This is a genomic window from Bacillus silvicola (assembly GCF_050524305.1).
Taxonomy (GTDB): domain Bacteria; phylum Bacillota; class Bacilli; order Bacillales; family Bacillaceae_G; genus Bacillus_A; species Bacillus_A cereus_AT.
In genome coordinates, this window is the sequence record NZ_JBNGVC010000013.1 from 571469 (window position 1) to 585191 (window position 13723).

A 13723-nucleotide genomic window follows, 5' to 3' on the forward strand; every position below is an offset into this window, starting at 1 on the left:
TAAAAGATTTGGAGGGTGATATAATTGGATATCCATGTATTAACAAAAGACGAAGCAGAAATTTACTTAGAACTTCGAGTAGAAGGATTAAAACAAAACCCGGAAGCTTTCAGCTCTTCTTATGAAGATATTATTAATAAAGAGTGTGCTATTGAATATAAAGCCCAAAAATTAGCACAAGATGAGAACTATACACTAGGTGCATTTAAAGATGGAGAATTAATCGGAGTTGCAACACTGGAAACGAAACCATATGTAAAACAAGAACATAAAGCGAAAATTGGTTCAGTATACGTGTCTCCAAAAGCACGCGGACTTGGAGCAGGAAAAGCACTTATTAAGGAATGTCTTGAACTTGCTAAATCTCTAGAAGTAGAGCAAGTTATGCTCGATGTTGTTGTTGGCAACGATGGTGCAAAAAAACTTTATGAGTCATTAGGATTTAAAACATTTGGTGTGCAGGAACGTTCATTAAAATATAACGGACAATATTGGGATGAAGAGCATATGGTTCTTTTCCTAGATGAAGAAAAATAATAAAAAACATCCTCCATTTATGAGGATGTTTTTTTACTTCCTTGTAAACCATGCTGTATATAATAATTGAATAGCCTCTTCAATTTCTTCCTCTAATAAAGTCGCAAATCCAAGCAATACTGTATTTTCGGGGGAAGTCCTTTCCTTATAATACATCGAAACAGGATATACTTTAATACTCCTCTCAGCTGCAGCTTCCACTAACTCTTTCTCTTCCATCCCATTATGCACTTTTAATAAAATATGTAGGCCAGAGTCCTCTCCTATTACTTCAACTCCATTAGAAAAATATTTTTCTATTACCGAAACAAGACGGTCCCTCTTCTTTCGGTACACAACACGCATTTTATGAATATGTTTTTCCCAATGCCCATCATTTAAAAATTTCTTAATGACCTCTTGATCCATTCTTGAAACGCTTTGTGTATAAAATAAATATTGCTCCTGATACTGCTTAATGAGCGGTTTTGGCAACACCATATAACTCATCCGTAATGATGGCAATAGCGCTTTAGACAGCGTACCCATATAAATTACTTTCCCATCTCTATCTAACCCTTGCAGCGCCGGAATCGGCTTTCCTGAATATCGGAATTCACTATCATAATCATCTTCAATAATATATCTTCCTTCTTCTTTTTTCGCCCATTGTAAAAGCTGCATTCTTCTCGTAATTGGCATAATCATCCCGCAAGGAAACTGATGCGAAGGTGTAACAAATACAACATTTGCATGGCTATCAGTTAACTGTGACATACAAATTCCATCTCCATCTAAAGATAACATTTGGACATTTTGTTCCCCTTGCTCAAAAACAACCATTTTCCGATGGTACCCAGGATTCTCAACTGCATAACGACTTCCCTTTAACAGCTGAAATAACATTTTTACTAATATTTGTGTACCCGCTCCTATTACAATTTGACTAGCTACGCATCGTACACCTCTAGATTCATACAAATAGCTCGCGATTGCTTCTCGTAAACTTACCTCTCCTTGCGGATGTCCAATAAAAAGTAAATCTTTATTTTCAAATTGCCATACCTCATTCGTAATTTTTCGATATGCATGAAACGGAAAAGTATTAGTATCCACACCCGTTTGAGTGAAATCAAATTTATACTCCTTATCTTGAAAAGGCGCTTCTCCTATTACCTCTTCGCTACCTTCCGCATGAATCATTTGCTCGATTTCACATGCAAAATATCCTTTTCTAGAAATCGACTCAATATATCCTTCCGCAAGAAGTTGCTCATAAGCAGCTTCAACTGTATTTTTACTCACTTGTAAATATGTTGCTAGCTTCCTCTTAGCCGGTAATTTCGTAAAAGCCGGAATCGTTCCATCTTTGATCTCTTTTTTTATATACTCATACAATTGTACATACAATGCCGTCTTACTATTTGCATTCAAATTAGGCGTTAATTCTAACACAATAACTGACCCCTCTCAAAAACACATAACTGATACTTTTTACAGTACCAGAAGTTCTATATAATTCCTTTTATCATGTAACGCATTAATAATCAAATACTAGAGAGGAGATGCATGATAATGAACAATGATAGACGCATTGGACTTATGATGATTATTACAGGAGCTACCCTATGGGGATTATCTGGTCCCATGATTCAGTGGCTGTTTCAACATACTAACGTATCATCACTTGATTTTTTAACAATTCGGCTGTTGCTCGCTGGAATATTCATTTTATCTTTCTTACTTATTAAAAAACAAAACATATTTCACATTTGGAAACACCCTAAACACTTTATACAGCTTATAATTTTCTCTATTCTTGGCATGCTTGGTGCGCAGTACGCTTTTATCGAAACAGTTCATATTAGTAACGCTGTCACAGCAACACTATTTCAATTTCTAGGTCCTGTTCTTATTACAATTTACGTTGCGCTTGAGCAAAAGAAATTCCCTGCTTCTATGCAAATAATCGCAATTATCACTGCTCTAACAGGGACATACTTTATTATTACAAACGGTTCAATTGAAAATATTGTTTTATCTAAAGCCGCTATTACTTTTGGCCTATTAACAGCGATTGGTTTTGCGTTTTATACCCTTCATCCGGCTTCTCTTATTAAAGAATGCGGAACAACTATAGTAATTGGCTGGGGGATGTTAATTGGAGGGATTGCACTGCTTATTTGTAATCGTTCTTTTGGATGGAATCAGATTTCGCAAACTTTCACACTTCAAACTTTTTCTATGCTTATTCTTATCATTATAAGCGGCACTCTTTCTTTCCTTCTTTATATCGGTAGTCTTAAATATTTAGCAGCAACAGAAACGAGTATTTTATCTAGCATTGAACCACTTGTAGCTGCCATCGTTTCAATCGCTTGGCTAAATGAATCTTTTGGAGCATATCAATTATTAGGCGGAGTATGTATCGTTCTTTCTGTTATTTTCTTAACAATGCCTCAAAAAGATAGAGAGCCAACCTTTTCAACTGAACAAATATAGAAAATGTCAAAAGAGGTCGTACAAAACTTACGACCTCTTTTTATGATTTAAAGGAATTGTCCCGCCTGCTAGCAAATACAATTACACTAACAATAAAAATTAGGAGTGTGGCACCATGAAAAAAATCGGAACTATGCTACTTTTCTCCTTCCTCATTACTGGCTGCGCACAAGTGCAACCAGATTCAAATGTACCTAAAAAAGAAATACTAGAAACGTCATCCTCTCAAATTAACGCACCTTCCTTTTTTCATCTTAGTGTTTTAAAAGATGTAAATTGGGAAGAAGCACCTTCCTTTACAGAGGGGAAGATGCCCTTAAAAGGCATTGAAGGAAAAATTGCAATGGCTGATAGCTCTATTATCGCAAATGAACAAAATGAAATAATGTGGTTCTTCCTAGATCCTGAAATGCCAACTGGAAAACTATCTATTATCGCGTTAAAACAAGGAACTACAACTCCAACACCAGTACTCTTTCAAAAAGAAACTTCCAAACAAACTTGGACTACTTCAAATACAGTCGATACAACCATAAAGGAACTCCCTCTCGTAATGTCACTACCTTCCTCTGGATTATGGGCATTAAATATATATGTGAATGAAAAATATTATGATCAGTTTGTAATTAACGCCGAATAAAGTGACAAAACTGAAACACTTCCTTACAACAATGTAATTTCTACGTCACGTACTTCGATAGTTGGATTATCTCTCTTCTCCTATACTTAAAGTAAGAAATGAAGCGAGGAGAGATGAGAGATGAAAAAAATGATAGAAGTGATCGTAGCAGTAACTGAGGTTTTAGTAAATGGTAAACAAGTTGCAATGGAATTAAATAAATAATGAAAGGGGCTTGAATAAATTTACACTTCTTCATTGTTTTGATTTCTTATCTCAAAAAAAGCAGTGCCTTTTTAAGGCACTGCTTTTGACTATTTATAACTTGGCATTTTCGTAATTTGTGCCACTCCTGAATCAATGGCTGCTTTTGCTACTGCTTCTGCAACACTTGGAACAACTCTTTTATCCAATGGATTTGGAATTACATAATTCGCATTACGTTCTTCGTCCGTAATTATGTTAGCGATCCCATATGCTGCCGCTAATTTCATCTCTTCTGTAATATCAGTCGCACGAACATCTAGCGCACCACGGAATATTCCAGGGAACGCCAATACATTATTTACTTGGTTTGAATAATCCGAACGTCCAGTTCCTACTACAGCTGCCCCAGCTTCTAATGCGTCCTCTGGAAATATTTCTGGAATTGGATTCGCCATTGCAAACACAATTGGTTTCTCGTTCATCGTCTGTATAAGTTCTTTCGTTAATACGTTTGGAGCAGATACACCGATGAAAATATCAGCTTGATGAATCGCTTCCTTTAATGTGCCACGTACATATTCTCGATTTGTCTTCTTTGAAACTTCGATTTGCGCTTCGTTCATCCATGTTTCACCTTCACAAACAATACCTTCTAAACTAACTAACGTAATGTGTTTTGCACCAGCTTTTAATAATAATTTTCCAATTGCAATTCCTGCCGAACCCGCACCGTTAATAATAATTTTCACATCGTCCATTTGTTTACTTACAACTTTTAATGCATTAATAACAGCTGCTAAAACAACAATAGCCGTCCCATGCTGATCATCATGAAATACAGGAATATTCGTTTCTTCTTTTAATCGTTTTTCAATTTCAAAACAGCGTGGTGCTGCAATATCTTCTAAATTAATACCTGCAAATGTAGGCTCTAGATTTTTCACAAGGGTAACGATTTCATCCACATCAGTCGTACCTAAACATAGCGGGAAAGCATCTACATTCGCAAACTTCTTAAATAAAATACTTTTCCCTTCCATAACAGGCATAGCCGCTTTCGGTCCAATATTTCCTAAACCAAGTACTGCTGTTCCATCTGAAACAACTGCCACCATGTTCCCTCTTGCTGTATAGTCATACGCTGTTTCTTCATCTGCCGCAATTGCTTTGCAAGACTCCGCTACACCTGGTGTATAAGTCAGGCTTAAATCATCCGCTGTATTTACTTCTACCTTACTTGTAATCTCAATTTTCCCTACTAACTCTTTATGCAATAACAATGATCTTTCATTAATTTGATTTTCTAACATACTTATAATCTCCCCTTAATTTGACAAGCTAGCTATATGAATATAGCTAGCTTGTTTAATCATGAAAACATTGTTAATAAGATTGTTGCTATTACAACCATTGCTGCCCCGCCTAAACGCGTCGAAATTTGTGCGAACGGCATTAATTCCATACGATTTGAAGCTGATAAAATAGCAACATCTCCAGTTCCACCTAAACCGCTATGACATCCAGTTACAATCGCTGATTCAACTGGATACATTTTCATCACTTTTCCTATAAGAAAACCTGACGCTACCATTGTAAGAACAACCGATGCACAAACAACAACATATCCTACAGAAAGAACTGCCGCTACGTCTTTTAACGGAATATATAGCAATCCTAATCCGACCATTAGCGGCCAAGTTAAATTCTTTGAAATAAATTTATATAAATGGAATGCACCTTGCTCCATTTTTGCTGGCATTAATTTAAAGTATTTCACAAGTGCTGCTGAAAAAATCATAATGATTGCTCCTGGAATACCGATAAACTTAGAAGCAAACCCTCCGAAAATAAAGAATGTACATGCAATCAATAACCCAGCTCCCATTAATGAGAAATCAATTGGTTTTTCTGTATTTTGCTCTTTTAATAACTCTGCTTGATTATCTGTTTTTACTAATACACCATTCCCACTAAGCTCGGGTCTCTTCTCACCTAAACGCTTCATATAACCTGCGCTCACAATTGCAAACATATTTCCGATAATAGCTGCTGGAATAAGCTGTGATACAAATGTTGCTGATGATTCATTTAAAATATCACCGTAAGCTAGTGATAACGGTAAAATCCCTTCCCCAATACCACCACTCACAATTGGCACGATGATAAAGAAAAATGTCTGCTTCATTTCAAATCCAAATAGTGAGCCTACTAATAAGCCTACTGCGATAGAAGCTAACGTTCCTACTACTAAAGGAATAAACATGCGAATGAAACCTTGTACCAATACTTTACGGTTCATTCCTAAAATACTTCCCACTACTAAACAAGAAATATATAAATACAAAAAGTTCGATTTTTTCATTAACATAGTCGCAGCTTCCATTGAAGCTGGATTCATCCAGTTGAAAAATACAAGTAACGATGGAATAAATAACGAAAGAATTGCTGGACCACCGATGTTTTTTAGAATTGGAATTCTCATCCCAATGTCACCTAAGAAAATCCCCATGATCATAATAACTGCAAATCCACCAATCATATCTGCTGGCAATTTATTATATACAGATGCCCCATAAATAATAGCAGCCAATACTACATATAACGGTAAAGGTATTACACCGATTTTTACATTCATAATTTTAGAAGCGAAAGATTCCCCTTGTACTTCGTTTTCCTCAGAAAATGATACCGCTCCCACGTTCTTTTGAATCCCCATATGGCACCCCCTTGTTTTCTTAATAACAATATTAAAACGCTTTCAATATTAAAAATAGTTTTTGTAAGTTTTGTAACTATTTTTGTAATTAAAAAAAGTATAAGCGACCTATAATAAGTCGCTTATACGTAAAAATCTATTTTATTCCGGTCAATACACCTTAATTTACTCACCGGTCTTCCCACATTTTGATACACCATTTCATTCTCTAATACTCCGATTTCAGTCAAAAACATTACATACTTTCGAATAGAGACTCTTGAAACTCCTACTAATTTCGCCATTTCATCAGTTGTAAATGCTTGTCCATTAAGCGATTCGATTTTCTGCCAAATGAGTTGCAATGTTTGCTTTGTTAATCCTTTCGGAAGCTCTTTATAGTCAAAGGACTCTCTTTTTTCTTTTTGTAAAATTAACGAATCTAATTCCGATTGACTAATTTTTTGTTGTTCTTTCATGAAAGTAAGTTTTTCTCGATATATAGTTAATGCATCTTTAAATCGTTCAAATGTAAATGGTTTAATTAAATAATCTACTACGCCATATTGTAATGCTTTTTTAATACTCCCCATATCATGTACAGCTGAAATCATCATAATATCGATTTCTTTTTCTTGATTCCGAATATACATTAAAAGCTCAAACCCAGTTTCTTCAGGCATAAAAATATCAAGTAAGACTAAATCTATTCGTGATTTCTCTAATACTTCTATCGCCGATTTTACTGAGTTAACTGCTTGAACAAGTTCAAATCCTCCCACTTGCTCTAAATAATGTGTATTTAACATTGCTACCATCGGGTCATCTTCTACAATTAAAACTTTAATCATATTTGCTTCTCATCCCTACCTTTAGGTATTTCAATTGTTATCGTTGTTCCCTCTCCTAATAAGGAGGAAATGTGAATCTCCCCATTTATTCGCTGTATACTTTCTTTTACAAGATACAAACCATAACCGCGATTATCCCCTTTTGTGGAATAACCTTTTGTAAATAATGCATCCACTGCGGCTTCTTCTATACCTTTCCCCGTATCTTGCACTGTAATAGTTAATGCATTCTGATATTGTATCCCAACTTCAACTTGTTTCTTTTTGCAATGTATCACTGCCTCTAATGCATTATCTATTAAGTTCCCTACAATCGTAATAAGTTCATGAGTAATACTTTCATCATATATTTCCGGCAAGTAAGAATCTTCACTTATAATTAACTTTATATTTTTCTCCCTAGCATAGCTAAGTTTACCTAGTAAAAAACCAGCAAATACTGGACTTTTTATTCTTTTCATAACCCCACCAATTTCATATTGATGCTCTGATACCATGCCGCTTATATACTTTTGTAATTCTTCATATTGTTTCATATGTGTAAGCCCTAATACGACATGCATCTTATTCATAAACTCATGAGATTGTGCCCGTAATGCTTCCGCATATAGCCTAATACCAGTTAGTTCCTCTGCTAGTTTTCTAATTTCTGTTTTATCACGAAATGTTGCAATCGCGCCAACTATTTCTCCTTTTACATATAAAGGAACACGATTCGTCACAATCGTAATTCCGTAAATATTTTGTTCTTCGTTTAATTGTACCTCTCCCGTTTGTAATACTTCTTTTATACGCGAATTAGGCATATACAACTCAACGTCTTTACCTATAAAATCTTCTTCAAGTCCACTTTTTTTAAATAGACGTTTCGCTTCATTATTAATTAACGTTACTCTCGCTTCTTTATCTACAGCAATAATGCCTTCCTTTACAGATTGTAACATCGTATTTCTTTCTTCAAGAATTTTCGCTATCCTGTGCGGCTCAAGACCGAATAAACTTTTCTTTATATGTCTAGCTAGCAATATTGCTCCTATAATTCCGACTAGTACTCCAACTCCGACACCGATATAAATAATATGTCTACTTTCCTTAACTCTCTCTTTTACATTATCTGCCGAGATACCAACGGCTACCGCTCCAAGTTGTTCACCTGTTTCAGAAAATATAGGTACAAACACTCGCATTGAAATACCTAACGTTCCTTCTGCTAGCGATACATGTTCCTTTCCTTTCAAAGCAGGCCCTTCATCTCCCCCAATAAAATGATGACCTATTTTTTGAGGATTTGGATGTGATTTTCTTATTCCATTCATGTCCATAACTACAATAAATTGAACACCTGTGTTTTTTAATATTCTATTTGTATACGTTTGAATTGCAGAAGTATCTGCTTTCCCAATCAAACCATCGATTACAATCGAATCATTAGCCACAATATGTGCAATCGTTTTCGCTTTCTCTGCCTGGCTATCCTCCGTTGTCCGCTCTACATTATGACTAATTAATATATCTGTAACAAGTAAAGAAAAAATTACAACTGTACAAACTAGCAATGTAATCGTTTTCCATAAATTCCATAGTTTTTTTCTTTTTTTCATCCCACTAATGACTCCCCTAATTGCTGAATAGAAAAATAAGTAAGGTGATATTATTTTCACCTTACTTATTTGCTGTTATTATACTTTAAATTTACTAATCATTTCTTGTAGTTCTTTTCTTCATCCATCAAATTAACTTATTTTTCTACAGCCGCTGCACTCTTCGTTATTTCAACAACTTAGAAAACAATACATAATAATAACATGTATTATTTTGCTCAATTATGCATTTTTGCATATTTAGTTATTTTTAAAAAGATTAAATTACAAAATAAGAGAACCCCATATAGAAGTTCTCTTGTTTCATATCACTTTCGCTTCTGAAAAATACCTTTCACAAAACTTTCTTTATGATCCGTGTAATTCTTTATCCCGGCTGAATGCTTCTTAGCATAATCTAATTTTAAATTTATATACTCTCCCTTTGCTTCCTCGTTTGCACTCAAATAATCTCTGAAGAAGATTAAATTATTCCAAATCCCCTTTTCATACTCTACTAAATGAATATAATGTGTGCGTTTTTGAAAAGTAGAATCAGTAAACTTTGCAAAGATAATTTCACCAGGTCGTTCCACCTTTAATCGTAAAAAACCTATAGATTTAAAACCATCTATAATAGATTTTCCTACTGCATTTAAATCATCTACAGCTACTAATATGTCTATAATTGGCTTGGATACCATACCTTCAATAGCCGTACTGCCAATGTGCTCAATACGATTCGCCTCTATATGCATATTTTCTTGTATTTCATGTTTCACTTTAGAAAATTCTTTTTTCCACTCATCTGTATAACTCATTAACTTAATTTCGTCACCCGTTATGCCTAAGTCCATACCCCTTTTCCTCCTAATTTATTTTGAGCTTTTCACATAACTAATCGCTTGGCTCCCCATTTGTACCCACGCCTTTTCAAAATCTTCTCTCGATACACTGATATTCGGGCTTTCATTAAGTGGATCTTGAATATATACAGACTCCTTATCATATCCAACAAGAACAACACAATGTTCATTATAAGTAATAGAAACATCTCCACCATTTGTTTCCCATATAGTGAATTCATCCTCATCTAGCGGTGCATATGTTGCATTCGTAATCATTACTACCGGTTGCCCATTACTTACACTCTTATAAAGTTCTTCAATACTCTTCCCTGTTAAGTCCACAGCTTCATTCGGTAAATATTTTTTCGCTAATTGAAAAAGTGGTCCATGATATACACCATATCCCGATTCAGAAAACGTATAAATGTTCCCCACAAATCCTTCATTCGGATTTCCTCTTACACCATCGTCTAAAAAATCTACCTTTTTGATGTCACTCGCTAATTTCATCTTATCTACAGAAACACCCGCATATTGTAACATCATCGCTAAACTTGTTACTTCGCAGCCTCTATCTAACTCCGGTAATTGCTGAATTAAAGGCACATTTGATAACATGACTTTTTCATCGTTATTACTAAACTCTATTCGTTTTTGACTTTGTACACTTGAAAATAGTAACCTCTTTACTTTCTCCACATAATTTGTAATTCCATTTGTATATGCACCCCATACCCCTATACATAGTAAGGCCATACATATATACCACTTCCATTTTCGTATCACTCTCACGCCCTTTTTAATTCGTTAAATACGAATAAAACGCATCAGCATCTGTTTGAACCATAGGAACAAACTTAAGCTCTTTTCCCTTTTCAGGTTGTTCAAGATTTATCTTCTCCGCTAAATCTTGAATATTCAAATTTGCTCTATCCATACCAAGCTCATCCGCCATTTGTATCACTTTTTGTTCATTGATTTCTCTTAATACTTGATATATATCTTTGCCATATAAATCAATATGATATTTTTTTGCTTCTTCCTGCACTTTTTGTTCGTATACTTCTTGTGCTAACTCTTCCATCTCTTTTCCTCGTTGAGCAATACCTAGCTTTTCTGCCTCTTCTCTAACTTTCGTTCCATAGATTTCTTCCTCAATTTCTTCTACTTCTTTTCCTTCAGTTGAAACACCAAGCTTTTCTGCTTCATTATTAATTTTAATCTTATTAATTTGATCAATTAAACTTACAATCGACGTATTCTCTATAGATATTCCTAATTTTAACGCTTCTTGCCTCACTTTTGTTTCATAAATTTCTTCTGAAAGAATTCCAACATCTTTTCCTTCTACCGAGATACCTAATTGTTCCGCTTCTCTTCCTACTTCCGTTTCATGAATTTCTTTTTCTAACGTAATTTGTTCTTTTCCACCCGTTTCAATGCCTAGCTTTTCTGCCTTTTCTTCTGTATGCATTGCATGTATTTTCCCATCGTTTAATTGTTCTTTACTACGCTGCGTATAATCGGTCTTTCCTTTTGTCGTTCCAGAAGGAGAGGCCCCTCCTAATATACTTAAACTCATTACTCCAATAGTGAATACCGTCATCATTTTCTTTTTCAAGACTTCTTCCTCCCTCTCACACTTTCTTTTTCCAGCTTTCCCATAATTTTTTTTATACTATACATAAACTTCATCTCTGTTAGAAATAACAGTATGATTCATCTAATTCATTCAAAAATATCTACTCCAGCGTCTCTTTCTATTACAAGTTTCCATGATGTAATACATGATACAAGTTGTTCCTTAACTTTCCCTTAAAAAAAGACGACCTTGTAAAAACAAGGTCGTCTTCTTACTTATAATCTTTGATTTTTAGGGAAAATCACTTCAAAACAAGTTCCTTCTCCCCATTTGCTCTCTACCGATATTTTCCCATAATGCTTTTCTACAATCCAATTAGCGATTGAAAGACCTAATCCCGCTCCCTCTGATGGGCTTCTCGCTTTATCTCCTTGATAAAAACGATCAAATAACTTTGGAATATCCCCTTCTTTAACTCCTATCCCGTTATCTTTCACTTGTATGCGAATTGAATTACTCGTTTGCATACAATTAATTTGAATATATCCACCTTCATTCGTATACTTCATCGCATTATCTAGCAAGATGACCATCAATTGATGAATTCTCTCTCTATCGCCAATAAACGATATGTCACGCTCTACTTTTAATATCATCTCTTTTTCTTGATAAGAAGCAATCTCTTTATATGGATCTACTATTTCTTCTAACAATTTATCCACTTCAAATGTTTTCTTATCCATCTCGATTTGATTAGAATCCGAACGTGCTAACAATAATAAATTAGCTACGAGCTTCGATAATCGTCTACACTCCTTTGAAATTGTAGAAATATCCATCGCTTTTTCTTCTATCGTCGCAGATGGTGACTGGAATAATATATCTGTTTTTGATTGAATAACCGCAAGTGGTGTCCTTAATTCATGTGATGCATCAGACACGAACTGCTGCTGTTTCTCCCATGAATTTTGGATGGGTACGAGTGCCCTGCCAGCTAAGAAAAAGCCGATACCTATTGCACATAAACTTCCTATGCTACAACCAATAATAAGAATTAAAAACAATGTACGCAGTACTTCTGTTTCAGTCGTAGTTTCACGTAATATTTGAAATGTGACATTCTCTCCCGAACGTATAGTTTCTTTGACTGCCACGGTTCTATAACTTTTTCCTTTTATTTCTATATCATAGAAATCTCCAATTTTTTTGGGGAATAGCTTTATTTTGTTTTCTTCCAGAAAACTACGATCTCGAACTCTCGGATCAATCTCTCGCAATTGCTTACTTTCGTCCCATATTAAGTAAAAAGCTTTTGAATCCCCTATACGTAATTCTTTACCCACCTCAAATCGTGGAGGTCCTAGTGGCTTTTCTCTCGTTATCTTTATAATAAAGTCCTTTATCGATTCATCTACTCCCTTATAAATTTCATTGGATGTATATGAATACACTAAACTTCCTAACACTCCAATTAATATAATAAACACTAACGAATTTAATATAGTCAGACGAATGCGTGTTTTTTGAAACATACTTCCTTTTTTCATTGTTCTTTTAATATATATCCAATACCTCGAACGGTTTGAATATCTTTCTGATAACCGAATGCTTCTAATTTTTTACGTAAATGATGCACATACACTTCTACAATTGCTACTGTCGTATCTGAATCAAATCCCCAAACACGATCAAAAATTTGTTCACGCATTAAAATCTTACCGCTATTCTGAATGAGGTACTCTAGAAGTTCATACTGTTTTAATGTAAGCTTAATTGCTTGTCCATCTACTTGAACGTCTTTATCTTTCCCGAACAATTCAATCCCTTTATAGCGAATGGTCTGCTGTGTTGTTAAACTACCACTTCTACGTAGTAAAGCACGAATTCTCGCTTTTAATTCAGGAGCCTGAAACGGCTTAACAATATAGTCGTCTCCACCAAAATCCAATCCTTTCACCCGGTCTTCCAAAGAATCCCTCGCTGTCAAAAACAGGACTGGCGTTTCAATCTTTTCATCACGTATTTTTTGAATCACTTCAAATCCGTCCATTTCTGGCATCATCACATCAAGTAGGATTGCATCATAAATGTTTTGCAGTGCTAAAAATAATCCATCTTCTCCATTCAACGCTGTATCTACTTCAAACTCATCACGTAAGATTTGGACAATAGATTCTAATAAAGAAGCATTATCTTCTACTACAAGTAAACGCATATTCTCACCTTCCACAATCTATTTCAATTCTATTTATTATTACATTTCTTCTCTTCATAACGAAAGAATGTAATCATATTATGTAATTTTATTTTTAACTATTTCCTT

13 protein-coding genes are annotated in these 13723 nt (G+C 34.8%); 3 read left to right on the forward strand and 10 right to left on the reverse strand.

Annotated features, from left to right (window positions below):
* Nucleotides 1-24: 24 nt before the first annotated feature.
* The gene (locus ACP6L7_RS25080; protein ID WP_000351210.1) at nucleotides 25-537 is read left to right on the forward strand and encodes a GNAT family N-acetyltransferase; all 513 of its coding nucleotides are present in this window, start codon (nucleotides 25-27) and stop codon (nucleotides 535-537) included.
* 33 nt (nucleotides 538-570) lie between these two features.
* On the opposite strand, the gene pdxR is transcribed toward ACP6L7_RS25080, so the two are convergent.
* Entirely contained in the window at nucleotides 571-1971 is a 1401-nt protein-coding gene (gene pdxR, locus ACP6L7_RS25085) for a MocR-like pyridoxine biosynthesis transcription factor PdxR (RefSeq protein WP_097832276.1), read from the reverse strand.
* 120 nt (nucleotides 1972-2091) lie between these two features.
* On the opposite strand from pdxR, the gene ACP6L7_RS25090 reads away from it, so the two are divergent.
* Both ACP6L7_RS25090 and ACP6L7_RS25095 read left to right on the forward strand, forming a co-directional pair.
* The gene (locus ACP6L7_RS25090) at nucleotides 2092-3018 is read left to right on the forward strand and encodes a DMT family transporter (protein WP_097832275.1); all 927 of its coding nucleotides are present in this window, start codon (nucleotides 2092-2094) and stop codon (nucleotides 3016-3018) included.
* 115 nt (nucleotides 3019-3133) lie between these two features.
* Nucleotides 3134-3658: a DUF4871 domain-containing protein gene (locus tag ACP6L7_RS25095; protein WP_097832274.1), complete on the forward strand. Its 525-nt coding sequence runs from the start codon at nucleotides 3134-3136 to the stop codon at nucleotides 3656-3658.
* 293 nt (nucleotides 3659-3951) lie between these two features.
* Here ACP6L7_RS25095 and ACP6L7_RS25100 read toward each other — a convergent pair whose 3' ends face one another.
* The 9 genes from ACP6L7_RS25100 to ACP6L7_RS25140 form a co-directional block, all read right to left on the reverse strand.
* On the reverse strand, nucleotides 3952-5154 hold the full coding sequence (locus tag ACP6L7_RS25100) for an NAD(P)-dependent malic enzyme (protein WP_097832273.1): 1203 nt from the start codon (nucleotides 5152-5154) through the stop codon (nucleotides 3952-3954).
* Between the two features lie 59 nt (nucleotides 5155-5213).
* Nucleotides 5214-6560 (reverse strand): 2-hydroxycarboxylate transporter family protein, encoded by a 1347-nt coding sequence (locus ACP6L7_RS25105; protein WP_097832272.1) that lies wholly within the window; start codon nucleotides 6558-6560, stop codon nucleotides 5214-5216.
* 122 nt (nucleotides 6561-6682) lie between these two features.
* Nucleotides 6683-7390, reverse strand: a complete 708-nt coding sequence (locus ACP6L7_RS25110; protein WP_097832271.1) for a response regulator — start codon at nucleotides 7388-7390, stop codon at nucleotides 6683-6685.
* Complete coding sequence (locus ACP6L7_RS25115; protein WP_097832270.1) at nucleotides 7387-8991, reverse strand: sensor histidine kinase; 1605 nt, start codon at nucleotides 8989-8991, stop codon at nucleotides 7387-7389. Before ACP6L7_RS25115 ends, ACP6L7_RS25110 begins: the two co-directional genes overlap by 4 nt.
* Nucleotides 8992-9299: 308 nt before the next feature.
* The gene (locus tag ACP6L7_RS25120; protein WP_097832269.1) at nucleotides 9300-9827 is read right to left on the reverse strand and encodes a GrpB family protein; all 528 of its coding nucleotides are present in this window, start codon (nucleotides 9825-9827) and stop codon (nucleotides 9300-9302) included.
* A gap of 18 nt (nucleotides 9828-9845) precedes the next feature.
* Nucleotides 9846-10574 carry a C39 family peptidase gene (locus ACP6L7_RS25125; RefSeq protein WP_141533465.1) on the reverse strand — a complete coding sequence of 243 codons (729 nt, stop codon included), beginning with the start codon at nucleotides 10572-10574 and terminating at the stop codon, nucleotides 9846-9848.
* A gap of 43 nt (nucleotides 10575-10617) precedes the next feature.
* Nucleotides 10618-11439 carry a transporter gene (locus ACP6L7_RS25130; protein WP_097832267.1) on the reverse strand — a complete coding sequence of 274 codons (822 nt, stop codon included), beginning with the start codon at nucleotides 11437-11439 and terminating at the stop codon, nucleotides 10618-10620.
* A gap of 236 nt (nucleotides 11440-11675) precedes the next feature.
* Complete coding sequence (locus tag ACP6L7_RS25135; RefSeq protein ID WP_141533466.1) at nucleotides 11676-12932, reverse strand: sensor histidine kinase; 1257 nt, start codon at nucleotides 12930-12932, stop codon at nucleotides 11676-11678.
* Between the two features lie 11 nt (nucleotides 12933-12943).
* Nucleotides 12944-13615 (reverse strand): response regulator transcription factor, encoded by a 672-nt coding sequence (locus ACP6L7_RS25140; protein ID WP_097832265.1) that lies wholly within the window; start codon nucleotides 13613-13615, stop codon nucleotides 12944-12946.
* Between the last annotated feature and the right edge of the window lie 108 nt (nucleotides 13616-13723).